This window comes from Chryseobacterium lacus, from assembly GCF_003336205.1.
Classification (GTDB): domain Bacteria; phylum Bacteroidota; class Bacteroidia; order Flavobacteriales; family Weeksellaceae; genus Chryseobacterium_A; species Chryseobacterium_A lacus.
Genome location: NZ_QPIE01000003.1, coordinates 189,108 through 215,049, shown reverse-complemented (window position 1 = coordinate 215,049; position 25,942 = coordinate 189,108). Strand labels below are relative to the sequence as shown.

The following is a 25,942-nucleotide window of genomic DNA, read 5'->3' as shown; positions in this document are numbered from 1 at the left end:
AAATTCTTTTTATTAATTGGTTGCTGTAGAATCTGTGGGTGCGACATTACCTGCAGGTGCAGCGGGAACAGATGATGAGGATCCTCCTCCAGCAGAAACACCACCTTTGAAAGCATTCATCACATACATTGCTACTCTCCAGCGGTCTCCGGGAGTCAGTTGCCCTGCGTAAGATCCCATCGCATTTCTACCGTGAGTGAGCACATAATGTACAGATCCAACGGTTATTTCTCTGTCTGCAAACTTCGGAACGCCAAGATAAGCACCGCTTACTACGATAGATCCTTGCCCATCTCCGCCAGTTCCGTGACAGTTGGCGCAGGTTCTATCATACAAGATTTTCCCTTTTTCTACGTCTTTAGTGAGATTCGCGGCAGTTAGCGGCGCAGAAGTAATTCCTTTAGAAGCATCATAACCGCTGTTATATTCTTCCATGGTCATTCTGCCTGCCATATTGGCTTCTACGATTCCGTCCAGGTTATGTGCTACGGTTCCGTCTACAGGAATTAATCCAGTTGCTCCATTATTTTTAACGAATGCCGGAATTTCATTTTCGTGCTTCGAATAAGCATCTTCAGCTTTTTGCAGCGGATCATAAGCTACCGGAAAATACATATCCGGAAAATAAACTAACGGCGGATTATCCTTAGGTCCGCAAGAATTTAATACAACGGTAGCCAAACCAAAGATTGCTGTTATTTTTAAAATATTTCTTTTCATGTTACGCCTCTTTTACAGTTATTTCTTCAACTCCTGTATCTATCAAAACCTGCTTGATGGCCTCCACATCTTCCGAAACGAACTCCATCAGAAACTTATCATCCGTCGTTCTTGGATCGGGATTCTGCGGCGGAGCCATAGGATACATTTTATTTCTTACTAAAAATGTAAGCGACATCATGTGAGCTGCACAAAATACCATTAATTCAAACATTGGTACTACGAACGCCGGCATATTTTCTGCCCATGTAAATGCAGGTTTTCCTCCGATGTTCATTGGCCAGTCATGGTTCATAGTGTACCACGTGAGTAAACTTCCTACCAGGACTCCGTAAACAGCATAGATAAAAGCTGCATCGGAAAGTCTTGTTTTTCTCAGGCCTAAAGCTTTATCAAGACCATGAACCGGGAATGGTGTATATACTTCGTGAATTTTAATTCCGTTCTCATTACACATTTTTACGGCATGCATCAAATCATCATCATCCGCATAAATTCCATATATTCTTTTAGTGGTGCTCATCTTCTTCTTTTGCTTTATAAGTTTCACCTGAAATTTTCAAAATACTCTTCAATTCAGCCTGTGCAATAACAGGGAATGTTCTGGCATACAAGAGGAATAATACTGAGAAGAATCCAATGGTCCCTAAATACACGCCAACATCAATAACGGATGGCATAAACATCGTCCAGGAACTTGGCAGATAATCTCGGGAAATATTAATAACGATAATATCGAATCTTTCGAACCACATCCCGATATTAATAATCAATGCGATAATAAAGGTTGCGATAATATTTGTCCTTATCTTTTTGAACCAGAATAATGCAGGAATGACCAGGTTACAGATAATCAATGCCCAGAATGCCCACCAGTAAGGCCCTGTAGCTGCTCCCGGCGATAAATATACAAAGTCTTCGTATCGTGAACCGGAGTACCAGGCGATGAAATATTCACAAGCGTAGGCTACGGTTACCATTCCACCCGTTACGATAATAACGATGTTCATGATTTCAATATGATACAAAGTAATATAATCTTCCAGATGTGCTACTTTTCTTGCAACAAGAAGAAGGGTTTGTACCATGGCAAATCCCGAGAAAATTGCACCGGCCACAAAGTAAGGCGGATAGATGGTAGAGTGCCAACCTTTGATAACAGACGTTGCAAAGTCAAAAGATACCGTCGTGTGTACAGAGAATACAAGCGGGGTGGCTAAACCAGCCAAAACAAGGGAAAGTTCTTCAAACCTTTGCCAGTGTTTGGCTTTTCCTCCCCATCCGAAAGACAGAAGTGTATAGATTTTCTTGGTCCAGGGAGTTTTCGCTCTGTCACGAATCATAGCAAAGTCAGGAATTAATCCCATAAACCAGAACACGGTGGATACCGAGAAATAAGTAGAAATTGCAAATACGTCCCAAAGAAGAGGTGAGTTAAAGTTCGTCCAGAGAGAACCATATTGATTTGGAATCGGGAAAACCCAATATCCTACCCAAACTCTACCCATGTGAATCACTGGGAAAATCGCTGCCTGAACAACCGCAAAGATGGTCATCGCTTCTGCAGAACGGTTTACGGACATCCTCCATCGCTGTCTAAATAATAATAAAACTGCAGAAATCAGTGTACCGGCGTGGCCAATACCTACCCACCAAACGAAATTGGTGATATCCCATCCCCAGTTATTGGTTCTGTTCAAACCCCATGCTCCAATACCGGTACCGATAGTGTAAGCAATGCAGCCGAATCCATAGATGAAAAGAACAAGTGCAGCGTAGAAAGAAATCCACCATAGTTTTCCTGCTCTTTCCTCGATAGGTTTTGCGATATCTACTGTGATATCATGATAGGTTTTGTGACCAATAATTAAAGGTTCCCGAATCGGGGCTTCGTAATGTGACATTTTTTACCTTATTATTATTTATACTTTGTTTTCTTCTTTTCTGTTTCTCACCTTCACATGATAGAACACGTTAGGTTTGGTGCCGATTTCCTCCAGAAGCGTATATCTTCTGTTGCTATTATAGAGTTTCCGGACTTTCGAAGATTGATCATTCATGTCACCAAACTGTAGAGCCCCTGTAGCACAAGCTGCTGAACAAGCCGTTTTGAATTCTCCGTCTTTTACTTTTCTGCCCTCTTTTTTAGCCTGAAGAATCGTGTCCTGAGTCATCTGGATACAAAGTGAACATTTCTCCATCACCCCTCTTGTACGCACTACTACATCAGGATTCAACACCATTCTGCCCAGATCATTATTCATATTGAAATCGAACTTATCGTTCTGAGCATAATTAAACCAATTGAATCTTCTTACTTTATACGGACAGTTGTTCGCACAATATCTTGTACCTACACATCTATTGTACGCCATTTGGTTCTGTCCCTGCTTACCGTGAGATGTAGCCGCAACCGGACATACCGTTTCACAAGGAGCATGGTTACAGTGCTGACACATAACAGGCTGGAAGATTACATCAGGATTCTTTGCCGGATCAATCAAAATATCATAAACCTGCGGCACATTTAATCCTCTTTCCACTTGTTCTTGTGGATGAATCGTCTCTCTGGAAGAATAGTAGCGGTCAATTCTTAACCAATACATATCCCTTGACATTCTGATTTCTTCTTTACCCACTACAGGAACGTTGTTCTCTGCCTGACAGGCAATAATACAAGCTCCACAGCCGGTACACGCGTTCAAATCTACAGAAAGATTGAAGTGTGGCCCGTCGGTATCGTCAAATTCATCCCAAAGCGAGATTTTTCCTGCGGGTAAAGAACCATTGTAGGTATGATATTCCAGAGGTTTGTTCCATCCTTTTAATTTGTCATCGAAAGGAATATTGATAAAATCTTCTAAAGGTACTTCGCGGGCAATTTCATAACGTCCCATCAACGTATTCTGAAGCTGAATTCCTGCAAACTCGTGAGTTCCGGAAACTTTTTCGATACTCACATTGGAAAGCGCAGTATTCACACCATCAAATAACGGATAAGCGTTAATTCCGGTTGCTGCTACTTTTCCTGAATCTTTTTTTCCATATCCTAATGCAAGCCCGAAAGATCCGCTAGCTTGGCCTGGTTGTACGAATACCGGAACATCTTTAATTGTTGTTCCATTTACAGTAATATTCACGATAGAACCGTTCAGCTGCATTCTGCCGTTCAGATCATTGTCTAATCCTAAGTTTTTGGCATCTTCAGGAGAAACGGTAAGATAATTATCCCAGGCAAGTCTGGTAATAGGATCCGGAAGTTCCTGTAACCAAGGGTTATTGGCTTGAGTTCCGTCTCCAATGGAAGTTTTGGTATAAAGAACAAGTTCCAGATCTGAAGCTTTAAATCTTCCCAATTCTGCCACAGCCTGTGCCGCATTTCCGCCGGTATAAGATAAGTTAAAAGCTTCTGTTGCAACGGGATTCAATCCGTTGTATAATGCCTGGTTGAAACTGGTCCCGCCTAAAATTCCTGTAGCATTTGCTTTCAGGTATTCGTAATAGTTATTCGAAGGACTGTTTTTACCATTGATCCAAACCAACAGCGATTCCTCGATTTGTCTGGATTTATAAATTTTTTGAATCGTAGGCTGCATCAGCGCATATACGCCGGATTGTGGCGTGAGATCGCCCCAGCTTTCCATCCAGTTGGCCACAGGAATTACTGCTTTTGCGGCTTTATAAATTTCATTTTTCTTGTCAGCAACAGCAACAACCGCATTTACTTTGCTTAATGCTGCCTTGAAAGCTTCGCCTTTATTGGATGAATAGATCGGATCAACATTGTTGGTGATCAGTACACCTACCTGTCCGGCATTCATCCAACTCAGGAATTCCTGATATCTGGCATGATCATATTCTTTCAGAAGATTCGTTCTTCCTGTAAAAGCTGTAGATCCTAATTTTTGATTAATTAAATGTGCAAGAACATGTGCCGCTTTAGAACCGTCTGCGAATACAACCGCATTGCTTCCTTTCGCTTGGAGTTCTTTCACAATAGCTGCTGCAACCGCATTAGAAGTTCCGCCACCATTCAGTGCGTTGTAAACTTCTGTCAAAGTTTTATTTACTTCGCTTGGTTTCTGTGGAATTCTTGTATCTGCATTGGCTCCGGTAAGCGTCATATTGGATTCTACCTGAATATGTCTCAGCATCGTTGCACCGGGTGCTTTGCCCAATGCATACGATGTTTCTAAACCGCCACCGTTGTAATCTCCTAAGAAATCAGCCTGAAATGAAACAACAAGTTGAGTTTTGCTTAAATCATAAACGGGAAGTGCTCTCTGGCCAAATACTTCCTGAGCAGCTTCCAAAGCCGCAGTGTGAGGATACGCATCATAAGTAACCAGTTCTGCGGAAGGATATTTTGCTTTGAAATCAGCAAATAATTTTTTGAAAGTGGGAGAAGCGAAAGAATGGGAAAGAAGAACAATCCTCTTCCCTGAGTTTTGAGCAGTTGTCAGCGCATTCAGCACATAATCATCTACCTTGTCAAAAGTCTCATCCTTACCATTCAGCTTAGGTTGTTTAATTTTATCATTGTCGTACAGAGAAAGCACGCTCGCTTGTGCTCTGGCACTTGTTTTACCAAGTTCTCCTGCGGCAGGATTTGGTTCTATTTTGATAGGCCTTCCTTCTCTTGTTTTTACCAAAACACTGGCGAAATCAAACCCGTCAAAATAAGTAGTCGCATAATAATTGGGAACTCCGGGAATGATGCTGTGGGGTTTCACCACATACGGAATTGTTTTAATAACCGGTGCTTCACAAGCTGCTAAAGTAACAGCAGCTGTAGAAAAACCTAACAGTTTCAGGAAATCTCTTCTGGAAGTTCCTCCGCTCTCCTGATTTTCATCTGCCAGAATCTCATCCACCGGAATTTCATTCTGAAACTCTTTCTGAGCCAGCTTTTGCGTCAAAGCCGGATCTTTAAGCTCATGAATACTTCTGAATTGTATTTTGTTTGAAGCCATTTATACTTCGAATTTTTTAGTTATTAATAATGACATTTACCACACTCAAGCCCTCCGATTGCATCCACTGTAATTTTTCCTTCTTTCGATGGATACTGTTGTTTCAGTTTCTCGTGCAAATTTTGGAAGTATTCCTTATTATATGTATTGTTCATATCTACTTCTGTCGTTCTGTGACATTCGATACACCAACCCATGGTAAAATCATTCGCCATGGTAACCACATTCATGGTATCAACAGCACCGTGACAGGCTTTACAAACTACGTCAATTTTGTTGTTGGGGTTTTTCTTATTATGGGAACTGATGATAGCCTGTTCACCAGCAACCACGTGTTGCGCGTGATTAAAGTAAACAAAATCCGGCATATTGTGAATTCTCACCCATTCTACCGGTTCTGTTTTTCCGGTATATTGCTGTGATGCAGGATCCCAGCCTGTAGCTTTATAGATTTTTTGAATTTCAGCATCATAGAACGCTTTGTCTCTTCCCGGTTCAAAATAAGATCCGTTGTATTCAGAGATATTTCTGTGACAGTTCATACATACGTTCATAGAAGGAATTTCAGAAACCTTACCGTATTTCGCTGAAGAGTGACACATCTGACAGTCGATCTTATTATCGCCGGCATGTATTTTATGAGAGAAATGAATGGGCTGTTCGGGCTGATAACCTTTGTAAACACCAATCCACATCAGCCAGTTCCAGACACCATAGAATGCAAGAAGCCCCAGAATTCCCAATGCTATTTTCCCTATATAGTTGTATTTCTGATAAAGTTCGCTGAAAGAGGCAACTCTGGTTTCGTTCAATCCGGAAAGCTCTTCTGTTTGCTGAAGCTTAACCAACTGTCTCAGTTTCAACAAAAGCCAAATCAAAAGACCGCCGATCACCAGAAGGGAAATAAGAATAATTGTTGAATTGATTCTTTCCGCTCTGGCTTTCTCCAAATCCGCTACTGTGGTTTGGCCTGCATCAGCACCTGTTGCCGCAGCCGCAGCTGTTTCTGCTACAGGAGGATTGGTCGTATATTCTAAAATATCATCAATATCCTGATCCGACAGATTCGGAAAAGTGTTCATCGGGGCTTTATTGAACTTCTCGAATACCTCATTGGCATAGGCATCACCGGAACTTCGCAGTGCTTCGTTATCTTTAATCCATTGATGAAGCCAATCGATGTCCAGATTTTGTTCAGTTTTCAGCCTTTCTACAACACCTCCAAGTGCTGGCCCCACCATTTGCTTGTCCAAAGCGTGGCAGGCGGCACAATTCGCCTTAAAGAGTTCTTCGCCCTTTTTAGCATCGCCCTGTGCATAAACAGAAGCACCGGTTGAAAGCAATAATGCAAACGCTAACAACCCTTTTTTGTAATGCTTTTTCCAACTAATCATTTAAATAAACTTGTGTTAGTACTAATTTCTATAATTCAGAGAAATATAATCAGTCCCGCAAAAATAAGACTTTTAACACAATCTTAACGGCGCATTTCAGATACCTGTAGCCTTTTAAGTTAATTTATAATTGTTCTAAATAATAGATTTGGAATAATTTTTTCTTTAGCCTAATTTTGCCACAAATTACTTTTTAATGAAAAACACGTTGTTAGCACTATTCTTCCTCATCAGTTCTTCTTTTTATTATATTGATGCGCAACAAATTGTGAAAACCGATACTTTATCCGGAACGAAACTCACTCTTTCAATGGACAATAGAATTGATAAAGCACTGAGCGAATTGGAAGAATGTTCAAGAGAAACCCCTACGGAATCTGCAGGCACCAGAATTCTCGTTCCTTCCCGGGAACTGAGTACCGCAGAGATTTGTAGAAGAAATCCGCGCATACAAGGGTTTAAAATACAAATCAGTGTTGTGAAAAGCAATGCAGAAGCCAATGAAGTGAAAACAGAATTCCGAAGAAAATTTCCTCAGCTCAAGGTGTTAACTGATGCTTCTTTAAGGCCAAATTATAAATTGTTGGCAGGAAGTTATTTCACAAGACAAAGCGCAGCAGCGGATTTGTCCAGAATAAGACAGCACTTTCCGACTGCAGTTGCCGTTCCTTACAGTATTTTCTGTGTAGAAGGCAAGTAGATTCTAAAAAAATAGACCTGATGTCATCGATAAAATCTCTCAAGGAAATTGAAAAATTCATGCATCCTGAAAATATTATTCAGCAGGAGATATATCATCACTATCAAAAGAATACCGTAAAAAATTGAAATCATCTTTGCAGAATTCCTGTAACCGTAAAAGAGCCAGCCCAGCATCAGCGGGACAACGAATATAAAATGTCCTCCATATATATAAGAGGTGTGAAGCCCGAACTTCAGCACACAATGGATCAAAATATCCACAAAAAAGGAAATCATCACCATCTGAACCCATCGGTTTCTGAAGTTTTTTACATAAGACCACAGCATCAAAACCACTATTAATCCAACAAAAACATAAGAATACGCACTACTGTAAGTATCCATGAACAGGGCTTTGTATTCAAAACCTTTTTTATTGTGATAATCCCGCAATACAAAACCCGGGAACAGCATATTTCCTCCTAAAAACCATGAGCAGATCATGTCCCAAAGAGGCGTAACCTTCGGATTTGAAAACTTCTCGTATTGTTGCTCAGTTTTGGAAAAGATTCTTCCCAATTCAAAGTTCATCCGGTTCAGATATAACAGTAGAAATACCGCTACCGAAAGAACAACGCGAAACAGTACATTTCCAATTTTCTTCCAGTTCCAAAAAAGTTTTCGTTCAAAAAGCAAAGGAATATATACTTTTATAATATTCGTAATGGTGAGTCCGCCAATGGTAACTCCGGCTAAGGTAAGTGCGGTTACCGGGATTTTCCGGTCTTTTTTAAGCATCAAAGCAGAATAATACTGAAACAACACCAGCAAAAATAATGTGTAAGTATAAGTTTCCGGAGTGAAAGACAGCAATATATTAGTGGAAAAGAACGAGAAGAAAAGTACAATGGTCACTGCAAGAATTACGGGAAGCTCAATAATATTTCGCAGATATTTATAGACCTGCACCAGACTCAGACTCATGGTTACGATGCTGAACCATGCTAAAACCAGCCGGAATTTTCGGTCAAATTTACCATCGGAAACCCATAACGCCACTCCGCGTAGCTGATCAAAAAAATAATTGGACAGTGGATGCCGTTCAAATCCGCCGCCCGTCATCACAATAGCACGGTTATCAAAACTGAAATACGCATCCCAGGGAATCCGGTTGTCGAAGATAATCCGGTAATGGTACGCAATATAACTGCCCAAAATCCCGTATCCCAAAACAAAAAAGAGAAAGAGCAACAGTTCAGGCCATGCAGACGGAAAAACAAGTTTCAGCAGGCTTGTGAATTTAGATTTCAGTTTCAATCGTGAATTTTCCACAAAAGTAAAAAAAATCAGGAACTGCAGGAAAGCTGGCTGCAACCCGGCGTCCCGTCATATTCTTCAGGGCGTTTTCGGGAAAACTCCGGGTGCTTTTCTTCATAAGGACTTTGCAAAGCATCCAACAGCTGGTAAAGTTTCTCTTTATTTCCATTGTTCAAATCTTCAATGCATTCATATAAAAGATAATTTCTTAGAATGAATTTGGGATTGTTTTTCCTCATTAAAGCAAGGGATTGCTCTTTTGAAAAAGTATTTTCACCGATTCTCTTCTCATATAAACCTAGGAAATTTCGAAGATCTTCTTCATGTTTGGGTTCATAGCGCAAGTAAGAAACTTCCTGAAGAAAACGGGAAACTTCTCTCTCTTCATGAGGTTTTTCGAGCCAATGGAAAAATAAAGTATAATCCATCCTCAGGCGAATCATCATTTCCTGCCAGTGTTGGAAAAAATTTGCATCTTCTTCTAATAACTCCTCGAAACCGAACTTATCCGCCATCATTCTGTCATGTTTTTGCCAAAAGTACTGGCTGAAATCATCCAACGTCTGCTCCAAAAACTCGGCATCTTTTATTAATGGGAATAAAGCATTCGCCAGTTGCCACAGGTTCCACTGGGCAATTTGAGGCTGTTTCCCGAAGGCATATCTGCGGCCGGGCAAATCCGTTGTGTTGGGTGTGAAGTTTAAATCAAAATCATCCATCATCGAAAACGGGCCATAGTCAATACTTAATCCCAAAATCGACATATTATCCGTATTCATTACCCCATGCACAAAGCCAACACGAAACCAGGCTACCATCAAATCGGCAGTGTTTTTTACAATCTTTTGAAAGAACTCATGGTACTTTTTCGGGCTGTTTTCGTCAATTTCTTTGAAATAATTTTTGATGGCAAAATCGGCTAAAGCCTGCAAAGTAGCGGTTTCTTTCTGTGCAGAAAGCAGTTCGAAATGCCCGAATCTCAGGAAACTTTCGGCGGTTCGGATGATGACCGCACCTTTTTCAGCCTCTGGATTCCCGTCGTACATCATGTCACGTACTACCTCTTCCCCCGTGAAACACAAGCTAAGCGCTCTTGTAGTGGGCACTCCGAGGTGATGCATGGCTTCGCTGATCAGGTATTCGCGAACGGAAGACCGAAGCACTGCGCGACCATCGGCAAAGCGGGAATAAGGCGTGGCTCCGGCACCTTTCCATTGAATTTCGGTGATTTTGCCTTCAGCGTTGGTGATTTCCCCTGCATAAATCGCCCTTCCGTCGCCCAACTGCCCTGCCCAATTGCCAAACTGGTGGCCTGCGTAGGCCGTAGCGTAGGTTTGAATGCTATCAGACAGGCGGTTTCCCACAAGAAAATCCAAGTCTGTTTCAGTAAAACTGCCTAAACCGATTTCTTCGGAAAGCTGGTCATTAAACAAAATCAGTTCAGGGTTTTGAAAACCTACCGGTTTCACGGTGGAGAAAAGCACCTTGGGCGTTTGCCGCTGTATGGTGTTGCCCGAGAAATCTCCCGGAAAGAGTTTAAGATATTGTTGCGTAATATTTTGAACGTTCATCAGGTTAAGATATAAAAATTAAAACAAAATGAGTCCCAAGATGGGTTATTTTCCTGTGCAAAAACCCTGCAAAATAATGATATAAGAACGGTTTAAACAAATCTCTGCAAACCGGCTGTGAGAAGTAGTTTCAAGGGATCATATTAACAATGTTCTTATCATTATTAAAAAACGTCCTGATCTTTTTATAAAAACGTCCTGACGTTTTCAGTAAGATGATCTTGCGAAGCACGCTGCATCAGTTTCTACCGTTTCCAAGGCCGACATTCTGGCGGTGCTGGAGAGTACTTTCACGAAGATTGCTGAAGACATCGCAGAAGGAAAAATTGTATACGTCGGCGAATATTTCACCGTTCAGGCGGGCGGTTCCAGCGAAGGAATGGACACTCCTGAAGCTGTGACCGCATCCAGCATCAAGGCCATTCGCACCATCTTCCGGCCCGGAAAGATGATTAAAGACGCCCTGAAACTGGCTTCTTACAGACGGAAATCGTCCTAAACTAAAGAGGCTGCCTTCATTGGGCAGCCTCTTTTCTTATTTATTGAAATCAATATCTTCTCCTTTATTGATCTTCTCGTTGACGTTTTCTTCCTTTCGGGCGGTGCCTTCTGCGGGAACTTCAATTCTTGGGGTTCTGAGTTCCTCGATGGTCTGAAGATTTCCTTCGTCGCCATATCCGCCGCCCATCCCGTGAAGCCCGGAGCAACCATCGGTCCATTCGGATGGTTTGATGAATTTATCGTCAGGCGTGATACCGAGGGATTTATCTGCCCATACTTTCTTCATAAATATCGCCCAGATAGGAAGCGCCATCTTGGCACCCTGCCCTTCGCCGGTACTTCGGAAGTGTGTGGCACGATCTTCCCAGCCTACCCAAACTCCGGTAGCCAGGTTGGGGGTAATTCCTATGAACCACCCGTCGGAATTGTTCTGTGTGGTTCCTGTTTTGGCGGCTATTTCCACTGCTTTACTGATGCCTCTTCTGCCGAGTTCACCGGAAGCGGTACCAAATTCTGCGACGCCTTTCATAAGTTCGATCATGGTGTAGGCATATTTTTCATTCATTACTTCCTTCATATCGCTTTCCACTTCTTTGATGACGCGCCCGTTGGCATCCTCAATTCTCCAGATCATTTCCGGCTTCATATAATTACCATAGTTGGCAAAAGTGCTGTACGCACCCAGCATTTCATAAATAGTAATATCTGATGAACCCAATGCTACGGCCAATTGTCCTCTCGGGATTTCCTGAGTTACACCCAGATCGCGGGCCAATTGAATAACTTTATCTGTGCCCACCATATCCATCAATCGCACTGCTACCGGGTTCCTTGAATAGGCAAGAGCGTTTTTCAATGTCGGAGTGCCGCCGGTTCCTGAAACGCGATATCCGCGTTCGTTGAAAGTGGCGTTGGAAACCGTGGTGCAAGGCGTCATGCCCAGATTCATAATGGCTGCGGCATACACAAACGGTTTGAATGTGGAACCTACCTGTCTTTTCCCTTGTTTAATATGATCATACTGGAAGTGTTGCCAGTTGATTCCCCCTACCCACGCTTTAATTTCACCCGTTCCCGGAACCATAGACATGAGGCCGGCCTGTGCAATGTGCTTGTGATATCGGATAGAATCCCAGGGCGACATTTCCACTTCCTCCTCACCATTCCAGGTAAACCTCGAAGTTTGTATAGGTGTTTTGAACTCGATCATGATAGAATCTTCGGACACACCAGCAGCTTTGAGCTGTTTGTAGCGGCCGGTTCGCTTCACGGCGGCCATCATAATATTGTCGATTTCTTTCGGGGTAATGTAATAAAAAGGCGCATCTTTTCTACCTCTCTGTTCTCTATCGAAGCTTTTCTGAAGTTCCGTCATGTGTTCCTTAATAGATTCCTCGGCAAACTTCTGCATTTTGGAATCTAAAGTTACATAAATCTTGAGGCCATCTTTGAAAAGGTTCAGCTCCTTTCCTGTCTTTTTCTCATATTCTTTCAGGTAACCATCTATTTCTTTTCTGAGATAGAATTTATAATAAGCAGAATAGCCTTCATCAATAGATTTAACAGGCTGATAGTCTAATTTTATTGGCGTATCAATAGCCTGCTGATGCGTCTCTGCATCAATATATCCCGTTTTCAGCATCTGATCCAGCACGAGATCTCTTCTTCTTTTTGCTCTTTCGGGATTTCTCATGGGATTGTTTCCCACAGGTGCTTCCAGCATGGCTACAAACATCGCCGATTCGGGAAGGGTAAGTTCTTTGGCTGTCTTGTTGAAATAGATCTTGGAAGCCATTTCAATACCGTTGGCATTATAAAGAAAATCAAATTTATTGAAGTATTTCTCGATGATTTCTTCCTTCGTATATCTTTTTTCCAGGCTGACCGCTACTACCCATTCTTTAATTTTCTGAATAACGGCTTTCGCTTTGTTGTTGGATCTTTTCCCTGTGAAAAGCAGCTTCGCCAACTGTTGGGTGATGGTACTTCCGCCGCCTCTTTCGCCCCGAAATGCTACAGCACGCATGACAGCCTGCAGGTCGATCCCAGAATGTTCCTTGAATCGTTCGTCTTCTTTGGCCTGAAGCGCATATACCAAATGCGGAGGCAAGTCCCGGAAATAAACAGGTTGTGTTTTTTCTTTTTCAAATTTCCCTAATAGAACATTATCCGCCGAATAAATCTCTGAAGCGACATAGATATCAGGGTTCTCAAGATCTTTCACATCGGGCATCTCGCCCAAAAATCCTTGTGAAGCACCGAAGAATATCGCCGCGATGCCGATTATTCCTGCAATAAGGGCCATCCAAATGAATCGCACCCATCTCTTCCAGCCAGAATTCCTTTTCTTTTTCGGCGGAAGCGGGAATGTTTTATTGGTGTTTTTTCCTGTATTTTTTTTATTTTCCATAAGAAATGTTATGGTTTTACGGGTTCTACTCTTATTCCAATATCTTCAATTCCGCGAAGCGTATCGTGTCGCATGGCTTGTATCATCCCTATTTTATAGGCTCCGTTCTGCGGGAATTTATAATTCATTCTATACTGGAACAGTGTTTCTTTTGTTTCCCCAAAACCGGTTCCAATCCATTCGCCATTAGGTTTTGCGAGAATATAATTCAGTGTATCGGTCTCTTTTTTCTTGTTTTTAACATCCTCAAAATTGACGATGAGCCTGATATTGCTGTAAGGATAACTGTTATTGTTCCTTACGACAAATATAAGATTTTTAGGATTCTGCGCGTCTTGAATATCAATATCGAAGACCTGTTCCGCTTTCTTATTCCAATTTCCGTTCAAAGGCTTCATCTGCACTTCTCCGGAAGAGGGAATACAGCTGGCCACGGACAGTGAGACTCCAAACAAAAGCAATAATCTATGCATTATCATCCCGTTTCGGTGAGGGTTTTTTCTTGAATTTCTTCTTATGGACTGGTTGTGCTGCACCTTCTTTTGCGATTGGTTTTTCTGTTCTGTTATTGGGCTTTTTATTTCCACGAAACGGTTTTTCTGTGGAATTATTTCTATTTTCCTGAGGTTTCTTCTGCTCCGGTTTCCGGTTTTTACTTTTGCCCCGGTTTTTTCTTTCAAAGCGATCTACACTGCTTTCCTGAATCAAGTCTGTGTTTTTAGATAAAGATTCCGGATGAGCGAGCCTTAATTCCTCTAAAGGCTTGGCTTTCTCTCCTCTTTTATTCAGTGAGATCATTTTTTTCACATCCATGATATCCAGATCGTACCACGCCATGGAACTGTCTACATAAGCAAACCACATTTTCTTTTTGAATACATCGATTTTAATGCAGAAAGCTCTGCCTTTTTCAGTATCCAACATGGTAGAAGTGGAAGGAAAATCATGTAGCGCATCCAAATAACTGTCGAGTTCATAATTCAGACAGCACTTAAGTTTCCCGCATTGTCCGGCCAGTTTTTGTGGATTAATACTCAATTGCTGATAACGTGCTGCATTGGTATTTACCGAACGGAAATCCGTAAGCCAGGTGGAGCAGCAAAGTTCGCGTCCGCAGGAACCTATCCCGCCGATTTTAGCTGCTTCCTGTCGGAAACCGATTTGTTTCATATCAATTTTAGTCCGGAAGGTTCCCGCTAGATCTTTAATCAACTGGCGGAAATCTATTCTGTTTTCCGCTGTATAATAGAAAGTTACTTTCCCGGCATCACCCTGATATTCTACATCTGTTATTTTCATCTGTAGCGAAAGATTCTGCGCAATTCTTCGGGCTTCTATTTTTACGGAATCTTCTTTTTTTCTTGCTTCCTGCCAAACTTCGATATCTCTCTGATTGGCCAATCTGTATATTTTTAAAACGCTCTCCTCGGGAAAATGTTTCTTTTTCATTTGGATTCTTACCAGTTCGCCGGTAAGGCTTACGACTCCTACATCGTGTCCGGAATTTGATTCTACTGTTACGATGCTTCCAATGTGCAGTGGCAAACTATGTACATTCTTAAAAAAGCACTTCCGGTCATTCTTAAATCTCACTTCTACAAAATCACATTTTTGTGAAGAAGGATTCTGAACGTTGGAAAGCCAGTCAAAAACACTTAATTTATAGCTATTACCACAGGTATCTACATTTTCGCAACCGTTTGCGGATTTCGTGCCGCAGTTATGAGCAGAATCTCCGGATGTTTTGCATCCGCAACTCATATTTCTATTGTTTTATATTTGTTAATCTGCAAATTTAGAATAATTTTATTTCTCTTGCAGAAAGATCATGTATTGATTCGGTTTGAAACGCACAACTTATGGCTTTGTATTATTTTCAGCATAATTAAAATATTGTTATTCATCAAAAATATTAAGAAAAATTAACATGGTGTGTAAATATATTTTATATTTGAATACTAAATCTAGTTTATGAAAAGAATTTTAATTTCCACAGCGTTATTAGCAGGTGTTTGCACCTACGCCGGCGGTTTCAGAGTTTCGCTACAAGGCGTGAAACAACTGGCTATGGCTCACACGAGTGCACATGCTGAAGACGCAAGTATAGCGTTCTTCAATCCGGCAGGGATTTCATTTATCCCATCAAAATTAAGTGTTGCAGCAGGTGGTTTTGGTGCCATCTCTTCTGTTACTTACCAAAACTTTGATACTCGACAGACATATGAGACTGATAATCCCATCGGGACTCCTCTGTATGCTGCGGTTGCATATAAAGTATTGGACAATGTTTCTGTAGGTTTCAGTTTCACTACACCTTTCGGAAGTACTATTCAATGGCCTGAAGATTGGGCTGGAAGAGAAATTGTACAGAAAATGTCGTTGAAATCTATGTATTTTCAGCCTATGGTTTCTGTAAAGCTTGCGCCTTGGGCTTCTGTAGGCGTAAGTTACATTTATGCTACAGGCTCTGTAGATTGGGACAAAGCGGTGACAGGATTCAGCGGAACACTTAATATTAAAGACGAAAAAGCGACAGGACATGGATTCGGGATGGGATTCTATTTCCGGCCGGAAGATAATCTGGATCTGAGTATCGCGTATCGCTCTCCTGTGAATATGAAAGCGGAAAACGGGACAGCCACTTTCAATGTAAGTCAGGCAATTTATCCTCTATTAGGCCTGAATGCTAACGGACAAGACAAATTTACTGCTACTCTTCCTTTAGCCGAAGAATATACTTTGGGCGCTACCTATAAAGTAACTCCAAATTGGAAAATTTCGGCCGAAATGAACTATACGGGCTGGGAAAAGTATGAAAAACTGACTCTGGATTTTGAAAACGCACCGGCCGGCAACCAAACAGATCCTACGGTTTTGGTAAATCCTAAAAACTTCCACAATACCCGAACTTACAGACTGGGAACGGAGTATAAATTCAATTCGATGATCGCAGGAAGACTGGGTTGGTACTATGATGAATCACCTTACGAAGACAACAATTTTATTCCGGAAACTCCTTCTTTCGACGCGAATGTAGCAACGGGTGGTATTGGACTGAATTTCGGAAACCTGGGTGTAGATTTAGCGGCTGCCGTATCTTTCCCAAAAAGCCGGACCTTTAACAATCAAAATATTCATTTTGCCGGACAGGCGAAAGCCAGAACTTATTATTTTGGTTTAGGAGTTAATTATAATTTAAATTAAAAAAGCATGAAAAAAATATTCATATCCACCCTCGCGGTATCCCTGATGCTGTTTTCATACAGTTGCGATACTGACTTTGAAAATGACCTGACCCAGATTCCTGTAACCAGCGGCAGTGCCGATTTCAGCAGATATGTTGCATTAGGAAACTCACTTACAGCCGGATACAGAGACGGGGCATTATATATCGACGGGCAAAACGAATCCTACCCTTCTATTGTAGCATCACAAATGAAACTCGCAGGTGGAGGAGATTTCCGGCAGCCTTTGATGGCCGATAACTTAGGGGGAATTCCCTCGGTGGGATTTTCCAATAAGAGAATCCTTACTTCTACCATGGAACTCACCATTGCGCCAGGAGTGGGAGCAACCACTTTAGCCAATATTTTTAGTTCCGGACCTTATCACAATATGGGAGTTCCGGGTGCGAAATCTTTCCACCTTGGAATTGCAGGCTACGGAAATCCTGCCAATTTGCCCAATGCCGCAAATCCTTACTTTATAAGATTTGCTAAAAATCCTACCACTTCTTCCGTATTAACTGATGCGTTAGAATTAAACCCCACATTCTTTTCCTTATGGATTGGGAATAATGATATTCTTTCTTACGCAACAAGTGGAGGTGCGGGTGTAGACCAAAAAGGAAATATGAATCCGGCAACTTATGGCTCGAATGATATTACAGATCCCACCGTATTCGCTTCGGTAATCAATAATTATGTTAATGCACTTACCGCAAACGGAGCCAAAGGCGTTATTGCCAATATTCCCAGTGTTACTTCAATCCCGTTTTTTACAAGAGTTCCCGCAATGCCTATTGCCGGACTGAACGACGCTCAGGTAACTCAATTGAATGGAGGCTACGCACAATATAACAACGCATTGGCACAGGCGAAATCTTTTGCTTTGATTACCGATGCTGAATATCAAAAAAGATTGATAAAATTTGAAACAGGAATCGCCAACGGAGCCGTGATTGTAGATAAAGATCTTACGAATCTTACCGCAATGCAGATCCCTTCTTACCGTCAAACCACTGCGAATGATCTTATTCTGCTCACTGCTTCTGCCGTTCTTACCCCATCAGCAGGAGGAGGTACTTCAGTTCCTCTAAGTGACCAATATGTTCTTACTGAAATGGAAGCAAACAAAGTAACCACAGCTACCACTGCTTATAACGCTTCTTTAAGTACGATTGCACAATCTAAAGGCCTCGCTTTTGTAGATGCGCATTCAAAAATGGTAGAACTGTCCTCAATATCAGGAATACGTTGGAATAATGTGAAATACACTGCAGAGTTCGTTACCGGAGGAACCTTTTCTCTGGACGGAGTACATCTTACCGGAAGAGGAGCGGGGCTGATTGCTAACGAATTTATTAAAGCAATTAATGCAAAATATGGTTCTAATTTACCACTCACGGACATCAACAAATATTCCGGAGTTGCATTTCCATAACGGCCGATTAATTTAATAATTTTAAAAACCATCTGAAATCCCTCAGGTGGTTTTATTTTTTTTAAATTTGCATCATATAAAAAAGTAAAAATGGCTGAACAGTTAAGTTATCTGTTTTCTACACGAACGAGTAAAGATCTTGCCGATAAAATTGCTAAGCATTATGGGCAGGAAATGGGGAAAATAAACTTTCAGGAATTCAGTGACGGCGAATTCGAACCCGTATTGGATGAGTCTGTGCGTGGAGGGCGCGTTTTCCTGATCGGCTCCACTTTTCCTCCGGCAGACAATCTTTTGGAACTCCTTCTCATGATTGATGCTGCAAAACGGGCTTCTGCAAAAAGCATCACGGTGGTACTTCCTTATTACGGGCTTGCCAGACAGGACAGAAAGGACAAACCTCGCGCACCAATTGGAGCAAAACTGGTGGCCAATCTTCTTACAGCTGCCGGTGCAACACGAATCATGACGATGGATCTACACGCCGACCAAATTCAGGGTTTCTTCGAGATTCCAGTGGATCATCTTTACGCTTCTACTATTTTTGTGGATTATATTCATTCTTTAAATCTGGATAATCTCACCATTGCATCTCCGGATATGGGAGGTGCCAAAAGGGCAAAAAATTATGCAGGGTATCTGGGAGCCGAGGTGGTAATCGCCTATAAAGAAAGAAAAAAAGCCAATGTTGTGGAAGAAATGCTCCTGATTGGAGATGTAACCGGCCGCAATGTTATTCTTATTGATGATATGATTGATACTGCAGGAACCCTATGTAAAGCTGCGGAAATACTGATGAAAAACGGCGCAAAATCCGTCAGGGCAATGGCCACACATCCTGTACTTTCGGGGAAAGCGTATGAAAACATTGAAAATTCAGCACTTTCTGAAGTTATTGTTACTGATACTATTCCTGTAAAAACAGAACTTTCATCAAAAATTAAAGTGCTCTCCTGTGCATCCCTTTTTGCCGATGTAATGAAAATGGTACACGAACACAAATCCATCAGCGATAAATTTATAATTTAAAAATAACGAACCTTCTTCATAAAAAAGTAGGTTTTTTTTTGTCGCAAATATTATTATCTTTGCAACCTTAAAAAAATCAAACATTTTATCTAATGAAATCTATTACAATTCAAGGTGCAAAAAGAGAAAGCGTGGGCAAAAAGTCTACAAAAGCTTTACGTGATGCTGAATTAGTTCCTTGTGTTGTTTACGGAGGTAATGGACCTTTGAATTTCTCTGCAGAAGAGAAGGCATTCAAAAATCTGGTATATACCCCTGAAGCACACACGGTAGAACTGGTTATTGACGGAGAAACGATTCCGGCAGTACTTCAGGACATTCAGTTTCATCCGATTACCGATCAAATTCTTCATGCAGACTTCTATCAATTATCTGAAGACAAGCCGGTAGTTATAGACGTTCCTGTTCGTATTACAGGACGTGCAAAAGGTGTTGTTGCGGGTGGTGTGTTGCGTCAAACCTTCAGAAAACTGAAGCTGAAAGCGATTCCTGCTAACTTACCGGATGAGATCGTTGTGGATGTTACTCCTCTCAAAATAGGAAATAAGCTGTACATCGGCGATATCAAAAACGAAAACTATACATTCATGCATCCTGACAATGCAGTTATAGTTGCTGTGAGAATGTCCAGAACTGCTCTGAAAGGTGGTGCTGTGAATGATGAGGATGAAGAAGAAACAACTGCAGAAGGCGAAGTTCCTGCAACTGAGCAAGCTGCTGCAGAATAATTCTTTCTAAAAAAGTAAATATTGCCCGCTGATTTCAGCGGGTTTTTTGTTTCTGTAAATTGCAGCTGAGACGACCAGTCATAAAAAAAGCGTAAATTTGAACCTTTCTAAATAAGTATCATGTTCGACATTTTTCATATTCGTAAACAGTTCCCAATTCTTAATACCAAAGTGAATGGCCATCCTCTAATTTATCTGGATAATGCCGCCACTTCTCAAAAACCAGCTTCCGTTATTGAAACTGAAAAAAAATATTATGAAGAACTGAATGCCAATGTTCACAGAGGAATACATTCGCTGAGCCAGCTAGCAACCACAGAAATGGAAAATGCGAGAAAAAAGATTCAAACTTTCATTAACGCTCAACACGATTACGAAATCATCTTCACCCGCGGAACGACAGAAGGAATCAATCTTTTGGCCTATGCAATCTCCAATTCCCGGCTTTTGAAGGAAGGCGACGAAATTATTATTTCTCATCTGGAACATCATTCTAATATTGTTCCGTGGCAAATGTTATGCGAGAGGACCGGTGCTGTTCTGAAGGTAATTCCAATGGATGAAAACGGACTACTGCAGTTGGATTTTTTAGAGAAAAACCTCAGTGAAAAAACAAAAGTAGCTTCTTTCAATTATGTTTCCAACGCTCTTGGAATTGTGAATCCAATAAAAGAAATGATTTCAATGATCCGGAAAAATTCGGGGGCTTTCATTATTATTGACGGAGCGCAGGCGGTTCCTCATTTTAAAATTGACGTCCAGGAACTGGACTGCGATTTTTTCGTGTTTTCCGGACATAAAATGTACGCCCCTACAGGAACCGGAATCTTGTATGGAAAGGAAGAAATCCTCAATTCCCTTCAGCCTTTTCATGGTGGTGGCGAAATGATAGAAACCTGTTCTTTTGCCAAAACCAGCTATGCCGCTTTGCCATTTAAATTTGAAGCAGGGACGCCAAATATTGCCGGGAACATTGCATTAGGCGCTGCTGTGGATTTCATGAACTCGGTAGGTATTGAGAATATTCAAACGCATGAAAATAAATTATTAGCATCTGCTCAGCAGAAACTTCTGGACATCGGAAATTTAAAAATATATGGCGAGAAAGCTCCCCGAACCGGAGTAGTTTCCTTCACGCTCAATAGCGCAGGAATCGCTTCTGATGCCGGAATGATTCTTGATAAACTGGGAATTGCCGTTAGAACCGGGCATCACTGTACGCAACCCATTATGGATTTTTATAATATTGCCGGAACCATACGGGCGAGTTTTGCAGTTTACAATACATTGGAAGAAATTGATATTTTCGCGGAAGGAATTGTCAAAGCTCAAAGAATGTTAAGATAAACACCTTTAAACCAATGAATTGCGATCGTTGTAATTCAATTTAAAAAATATAAAAGCCATAATAGAAAACGCCAGAAGCGAACTTCCACCATAACTGAAATACGGCAGCGGAATTCCCACAGTGGGGAAAAGTCCCATGACCATTCCGATATTAATGGCAAAATGCACGAAAAGAATGGAAGCGAAACAGTATCCGAACACCCGATTGAAAGCGGTTTTCTGCCTTTCAGCAAGATAATAAATGCGGGCAATAAAAATAGTGTACGCCAGAATCAACAAAGTGCTCCCTACAAATCCCCACTCTTCTCCCACGGTACAGAAAATGTAATCAGTTTCCTGTTCAGGCACAAATTTCCCCTGGGTTACAGAACCTTGCTGATATCCTTTTCCTGAAAAACCACCGGAACCGATAGCGGTTTTGGAATACAAAAGATTATATCCTGAAGTATCCCGAAATGCTCTTTCGCCTTTATAAAGAACTTCAATCCGTTCCCGCTGATGCTTCGGTAGTTTCTCCAGAATTACAGGCCCGGCAAAAGCAATACCGCACAATATTCCCACAGATCCGACCAACATTCCGATGCTGATGACATTCCATGAGATTTTCCGATAATTCAGAAAAACAAAAATCCCCCCTATTAACAAGACCGTAATCGCAATATAGAGCGGATCTATAGCCAACGAAAGCAAAAAAACGCTCACCAGCAAAAGACCAATACCGAAAAGCCAGCCGCTCAGCCCTTCTCTATATAACGCAATAAGAAAAGCGGAAAACACGAGCAGTGATCCCACATCGGGAATAGCCAACACGATAATCGCTGGAATACCAATAATAAAAAAAGCAGTTCGCAGTGATTTTTTATGTTTCAGATTAAAATCAGGGCCGGAAACATAGTTGGAAAGCATGAGGGCTGTTCCGATTTTAGCAAACTCTACTGGCTGCATCGTGAAACCACCGAATTTATACCAATTTTTTTGTCCGAGAATTTCCGTTCCAAAAGGAAATAATCCTAATAACAATAAAACCCCGAGAATATAAAATATCCCTGAAAAATTTTCAAAAAAATTACTTCTTGAAAGAAAAATAACAATTCCTACAAAAAGAGAAATCATGAAAAAGAAGAACTGTTTCTGCCCCAAAGCCTGATCCACACTATAGATATTCGCTACAGCAAAAGAACAGATGAGGAGATACAGCCCCAAACTTAATTTATCTATTCCCGCGGCCCACTTCATTGGTTTTGTTGTTTAGTTTTTGTGTTCCTCATTTTCGATTGGAGAGAATCTCTTTTCTGAAGAAGTTTGTTTCTCACCGGTTCACTTTTGATAAATCTAAGGCTATCCTTTATTTCTAAAAGTCGAATCGAATCCTTGTCAGGTTCCTTATACAAGCCTTTTCTCTTCAAATCTGCAATCCATTGTCTGCGGTATTCAGGCATAAAACTGGCGTTGACGAGTTTATTATAAAGATGTTCCCGTTTCAGATCTCCGGTCAGGTATTTTTCGGCAATTACCGTAGCAGCAGGACCTGCCCAAGTTGATCCAAAACCTGCATGTTCCATCAAGGCAACCACAACAATTTTCGGTTTATCAGCAGGTGCAATGAGCACAAAAACAGAATTGTCTTTTCCCTGCGGAACTTGTGCTGTACCCGTTTTGGCCAATTGAGTAAAATCGTTGGATTTCAGTCCGCGCGCTGTTCCGGCGAGAACTACCGCTTCCATACCCTTCAAAATAGGTTCGTAATGTTTTGCATCAACCAGTGTTTTATGCTTCACCTTAAATCTGGGATCCGGATTGGGTTTTCCATCGATTAGTTTTACAATATGGGGAGTATAAAACCAGCCTTTATTGGCAATTGCAGCAACGCCATTGGCCAATTGCAAAGGTGTCAGCATCACATCACCCTGTCCCATTCCATTGAAAACGGAGCCGTTTCTGGTAATATCAGAAAACCAGTCTTTTTTTCCGCTTCTTTTTTCATAAAATTTTCCATCAGGAATTCTGCCTCTCACTCCTGTAGCCAAGTCATTATTCAGAAAAACACCGAATCCGAAACTTTCCATAATGGCTTTCCATTCGTCAATAGCTTTGGAAGGATTTCCCGGATATTTATTCATAATGGCAATAAATGCATAAGAGAAATAGCAGTTGCTGGAAACCCGTATTGACGGAACCAGCGGATCTGCACCGCCATGTCCTTTTATTCGCAATCCTTTATAATTAAATCCACGTCCGCACGGGAAAATGGTATTTTCATCCATCACGCCCATTTGCATTCCGGCAAGTGCGGTAAACATTTTAAAGGTAGAACCGGGCATATGAGCAGACTGTATGGATCGGTCGAACATCGGCATATTAAACAAATCTTTCTGCAGATTGTAGAGATTTTTAGATTTGTCGGGGCCGGTAAAAAGATTGGGATCGATATCGGGGCCGGAAGCTAGCACCAGAATTTCGCCCGTATTGGGGTCCAATGCTACAATGCCGCCTCTTTTATTTACCATCATTTCCTCGGCTATTCTCTGCAAATCATAGTCAATGGTAAGGGTAATATCTTCTCCCGAAACTTCTTCTTTGTCCAGTTTTCCATCCTTGTAAGAACCGATGCTTCTCAACTTGATGTCTTTTTGGATGTATTTCAGTCCTTTTTCACCGCGAAGGTGTTTTTCATAAGATTTTTCAACTCCGGATTTTCCAATAAAATCTCCGGGAAGATAATAGAGGGAATCTTTTTTAATGTCATTTTCGTTTACCTCATTGGTATAACCCAAAAGATTGCCCGAAGTAGAAACTTCATACTGTCTCTGCGGTCTGGAAACAATACTGAACGCGGGATATTTAAAAATAATTTCCTGAATCTTGGCCATTTTTTCCCTGCTCAGATTCTTCATAAAAGTCATCGGAGTAAGGCGGGAATAATATTTTTCCTTGCTGATTTGTTCGATACGTTTTACAAAGTCACTTTTACTGATTTCCATTAAATTGCAAAAACCGATGGTGTCAAAATCCGGGCGCATCAGAGCTTGTGTAAAAGAGATTTCATAAGCCGGCTGATTTCCTACCAAAATTCTTCCGTTTCGGTCAAAAATAACGCCTCTCTGTGGAATGACATATTCTATTTTTATGGAAGTATTGGCTGCATTCAGCGCATAACGATCTGTGAACAGCTGCAAATACGCCAGCCTTGCTATAAAAATTACAGCAAGAATTCCTAAAACGATGATTATTTTTAAAAATTGTGGTTTCAAATCCTTTGTTTGATTTTAAAAATCAAAGCATACAAAACGATAAATATAAAAGAAATAATGCTGGAAATCAACACATTCAGCAATATATCGAAAATACGGCTGAGTTTGAAGAACTCAATAAACTGAACCAGAAGCTGATGAAAGAAAATACTGGTAAGGATAAACAATAAAAATTGTGGCCATTGCAACGAACTGAAAGAGAAAAAATCGGTCGTGGTATCAGTTGACGTTCTGAAAATAAGAGTCCTGAAATAAGCAATAGCGGTGGTAGCAAATGCATTGATTCCCCAGGTTCCTAAAAAAGCGTCGATACAAAGCCCAAGCAAAAAACTGAGCGCCAAAAATTGATACCTGTTTCTGAAAAAAGGATAGAACATGACAAACACCGGATACAGCACCGGCGTATATTCGCTGGAAACGGTAATTCTGTTCAGCACGAAAACCTGAAGCGCCACCAGAAAGGCAATCAGTAAAAAATCAGTAAGAAGTGTTCTGCTAATCATTCTCTCGATCTATTGTAGCTTGCAACGTATCCTGAATTTTTTGGATTTCCAATTTTTTCAGATTTTTCACTACATATATTTTGCTCAATGTTCCCATTTTCTCACTCAGTTCCACGGAAATATCCCAAAACCCGGTTTTGCTGTCTACTTCATATCCGGCAACAGTACCAATCATAATGCCCTGAGGGAAAATAGCTGACTTCCCGTCTGTTACTACGGTATCACCTACATTCAGCGGAACATATTTCGGAATATCGGCGAGATGCATAATTCTGGAATTTTCACCCTTCCAAATCAGCGTACCGAAATAACCGGAATTTTTCAGTGAGGCGTTCAGTCTTATTTTATTGGTACTCAGCACCGATTGTACAAGGGCGTAACTATTGGTCGCATTAATGACAATTCCCGCAATTCCATTGGGAGCAATAACGCCCATTTTAGGAAGTACGCCGTCTCTTTTTCCGCGGTTGATGGTAAAATAGTTGTCTTTCCTGTTGATGCTATTGAAAATGATTTCACCGTCAACGAAAGTATAAATCTGTCCGCCACCTAGGGTATCATGAACTTTTCTGAATTCAGGTTTTTCATGACTCTCTTTTCCATAAAGTTCCTCCATAAGAACTTTATTCTGAGCTACCAGATCCTCGTTAATTTGCTTCAGTTTCAAATAAGAAGTTCCTTCATCAATATATCCGGACACCCAGGAATTGAATGCCGCTGTTTGTGCAGCAAACCACGATTGTTGCATTGAATTTCGGGTGAAAATGAGAATCAATGCAATAATTTGCAATAGTAAAAAGAACATGAAAAAACTGTTCTTTGAAAATAATCTCATCAAAAACCCCATTCCCTAAA

At 41.1% G+C, this 25,942-nt stretch carries 20 protein-coding genes and 1 pseudogene; 7 read left to right on the top strand and 14 right to left on the bottom strand.

The window, feature by feature from the left end:
* Window positions 1-12: 12 nt before the first annotated feature.
* The 5 genes from DQ356_RS04850 to DQ356_RS04830 are packed head-to-tail and all read right to left on the bottom strand — an operon-like array spanning window position 13 to window position 7,087.
* Window positions 13-720 carry a c-type cytochrome gene (locus DQ356_RS04850; protein WP_114303346.1) on the bottom strand — a complete coding sequence of 236 codons (708 nt, stop codon included), beginning with the start codon at window positions 718-720 and terminating at the stop codon, window positions 13-15.
* A gap of 1 nt (window position 721) precedes the next feature.
* Complete coding sequence (locus DQ356_RS04845) at window positions 722-1,243, bottom strand: DUF3341 domain-containing protein (protein WP_114303345.1); 522 nt, start codon at window positions 1,241-1,243, stop codon at window positions 722-724.
* Entirely contained in the window at window positions 1,230-2,624 is a 1,395-nt protein-coding gene (gene nrfD / locus DQ356_RS04840; protein WP_114303344.1) for an NrfD/PsrC family molybdoenzyme membrane anchor subunit, read from the bottom strand. Before nrfD ends, DQ356_RS04845 begins: the two co-directional genes overlap by 14 nt.
* A gap of 18 nt (window positions 2,625-2,642) precedes the next feature.
* A complete protein-coding gene (locus tag DQ356_RS04835; RefSeq protein WP_114303343.1) occupies window positions 2,643-5,693 on the bottom strand; it encodes a TAT-variant-translocated molybdopterin oxidoreductase in 3,051 nt (1,016 codons plus the stop codon).
* A 23-nt stretch (window positions 5,694-5,716) separates the two neighbouring features.
* Window positions 5,717-7,087, bottom strand: coding sequence for a c-type cytochrome (locus DQ356_RS04830; protein ID WP_114303342.1), 1,371 nt, complete (start codon window positions 7,085-7,087; stop codon window positions 5,717-5,719).
* 196 nt (window positions 7,088-7,283) lie between these two features.
* Here DQ356_RS04830 and DQ356_RS04825 point away from each other — a divergent pair, with 196 nt between their 5' ends.
* Window positions 7,284-7,787, top strand: coding sequence for an SPOR domain-containing protein (locus DQ356_RS04825; RefSeq protein ID WP_114303341.1), 504 nt, complete (start codon window positions 7,284-7,286; stop codon window positions 7,785-7,787).
* A 23-nt stretch (window positions 7,788-7,810) separates the two neighbouring features.
* Here the strand turns inward: DQ356_RS04825 and DQ356_RS04820 are convergent, their stop codons facing one another.
* On the bottom strand, window positions 7,811-9,079 hold the full coding sequence (locus DQ356_RS04820; RefSeq protein ID WP_114303467.1) for a DUF6080 domain-containing protein: 1,269 nt from the start codon (window positions 9,077-9,079) through the stop codon (window positions 7,811-7,813).
* Between the two features lie 35 nt (window positions 9,080-9,114).
* Entirely contained in the window at window positions 9,115-10,656 is a 1,542-nt protein-coding gene (locus tag DQ356_RS04815) for a protein adenylyltransferase SelO (protein WP_114303340.1), read from the bottom strand.
* Window positions 10,657-10,885: 229 nt separating this feature from the next.
* On the opposite strand from DQ356_RS04815, the pseudogene DQ356_RS04810 reads away from it, so the two are divergent.
* Window positions 10,886-11,155 (top strand): annotated as a pseudogene (locus DQ356_RS04810) (HU family DNA-binding protein); the annotation flags it as partial.
* A 36-nt stretch (window positions 11,156-11,191) separates the two neighbouring features.
* Here the strand turns inward: DQ356_RS04810 and DQ356_RS04805 are convergent.
* The 3 genes from DQ356_RS04805 to DQ356_RS04795 are packed head-to-tail and all read right to left on the bottom strand — an operon-like array spanning window position 11,192 to window position 15,328.
* The gene (locus DQ356_RS04805) at window positions 11,192-13,567 is read right to left on the bottom strand and encodes a transglycosylase domain-containing protein (protein ID WP_114303338.1); all 2,376 of its coding nucleotides are present in this window, start codon (window positions 13,565-13,567) and stop codon (window positions 11,192-11,194) included.
* Between the two features lie 8 nt (window positions 13,568-13,575).
* Window positions 13,576-14,040, bottom strand: a complete 465-nt coding sequence (locus DQ356_RS04800) for a gliding motility lipoprotein GldH (RefSeq protein ID WP_114303337.1) — start codon at window positions 14,038-14,040, stop codon at window positions 13,576-13,578.
* Window positions 14,033-15,328 (bottom strand): PSP1 domain-containing protein, encoded by a 1,296-nt coding sequence (locus DQ356_RS04795; RefSeq protein ID WP_114303336.1) that lies wholly within the window; start codon window positions 15,326-15,328, stop codon window positions 14,033-14,035. The genes DQ356_RS04800 and DQ356_RS04795 overlap by 8 nt, the downstream gene beginning before the upstream one ends.
* A 210-nt stretch (window positions 15,329-15,538) precedes the next feature.
* On the opposite strand from DQ356_RS04795, the gene DQ356_RS04790 reads away from it, so the two are divergent.
* From DQ356_RS04790 to DQ356_RS04770, 5 genes are all read left to right on the top strand, one after another.
* On the top strand, window positions 15,539-16,771 hold the full coding sequence (locus tag DQ356_RS04790) for an OmpP1/FadL family transporter (protein WP_114303335.1): 1,233 nt from the start codon (window positions 15,539-15,541) through the stop codon (window positions 16,769-16,771).
* A 6-nt stretch (window positions 16,772-16,777) separates the two neighbouring features.
* Window positions 16,778-18,229, top strand: a complete 1,452-nt coding sequence (locus tag DQ356_RS04785; protein ID WP_114303334.1) for an SGNH/GDSL hydrolase family protein — start codon at window positions 16,778-16,780, stop codon at window positions 18,227-18,229.
* Window positions 18,230-18,319: 90 nt separating this feature from the next.
* The gene (locus DQ356_RS04780) at window positions 18,320-19,258 is read left to right on the top strand and encodes a ribose-phosphate pyrophosphokinase (RefSeq protein WP_114303333.1); all 939 of its coding nucleotides are present in this window, start codon (window positions 18,320-18,322) and stop codon (window positions 19,256-19,258) included.
* 92 nt (window positions 19,259-19,350) lie between these two features.
* A complete protein-coding gene (locus DQ356_RS04775; protein ID WP_114303332.1) occupies window positions 19,351-19,986 on the top strand; it encodes a 50S ribosomal protein L25/general stress protein Ctc in 636 nt (211 codons plus the stop codon).
* A gap of 120 nt (window positions 19,987-20,106) precedes the next feature.
* Window positions 20,107-21,333 carry an aminotransferase class V-fold PLP-dependent enzyme gene (locus tag DQ356_RS04770; protein WP_114303331.1) on the top strand — a complete coding sequence of 409 codons (1,227 nt, stop codon included), beginning with the start codon at window positions 20,107-20,109 and terminating at the stop codon, window positions 21,331-21,333.
* A gap of 6 nt (window positions 21,334-21,339) precedes the next feature.
* On the opposite strand, the gene rodA is transcribed toward DQ356_RS04770, so the two are convergent.
* The 4 genes from rodA to mreC are packed head-to-tail and all read right to left on the bottom strand — an operon-like array spanning window position 21,340 to window position 25,934.
* Entirely contained in the window at window positions 21,340-22,569 is a 1,230-nt protein-coding gene (rodA, locus tag DQ356_RS04765) for a rod shape-determining protein RodA (protein ID WP_114303330.1), read from the bottom strand.
* Window positions 22,566-24,584 carry a peptidoglycan D,D-transpeptidase FtsI family protein gene (locus tag DQ356_RS04760; RefSeq protein WP_114303329.1) on the bottom strand — a complete coding sequence of 673 codons (2,019 nt, stop codon included), beginning with the start codon at window positions 24,582-24,584 and terminating at the stop codon, window positions 22,566-22,568. The genes rodA and DQ356_RS04760 overlap by 4 nt, the downstream gene beginning before the upstream one ends.
* On the bottom strand, window positions 24,581-25,087 hold the full coding sequence (locus DQ356_RS04755; protein ID WP_114303328.1) for a rod shape-determining protein MreD: 507 nt from the start codon (window positions 25,085-25,087) through the stop codon (window positions 24,581-24,583). The genes DQ356_RS04760 and DQ356_RS04755 overlap by 4 nt, the downstream gene beginning before the upstream one ends.
* The gene (mreC, locus tag DQ356_RS04750) at window positions 25,080-25,934 is read right to left on the bottom strand and encodes a rod shape-determining protein MreC (RefSeq protein WP_114303327.1); all 855 of its coding nucleotides are present in this window, start codon (window positions 25,932-25,934) and stop codon (window positions 25,080-25,082) included. The genes DQ356_RS04755 and mreC overlap by 8 nt, the downstream gene beginning before the upstream one ends.
* Between the last annotated feature and the right edge of the window lie 8 nt (window positions 25,935-25,942).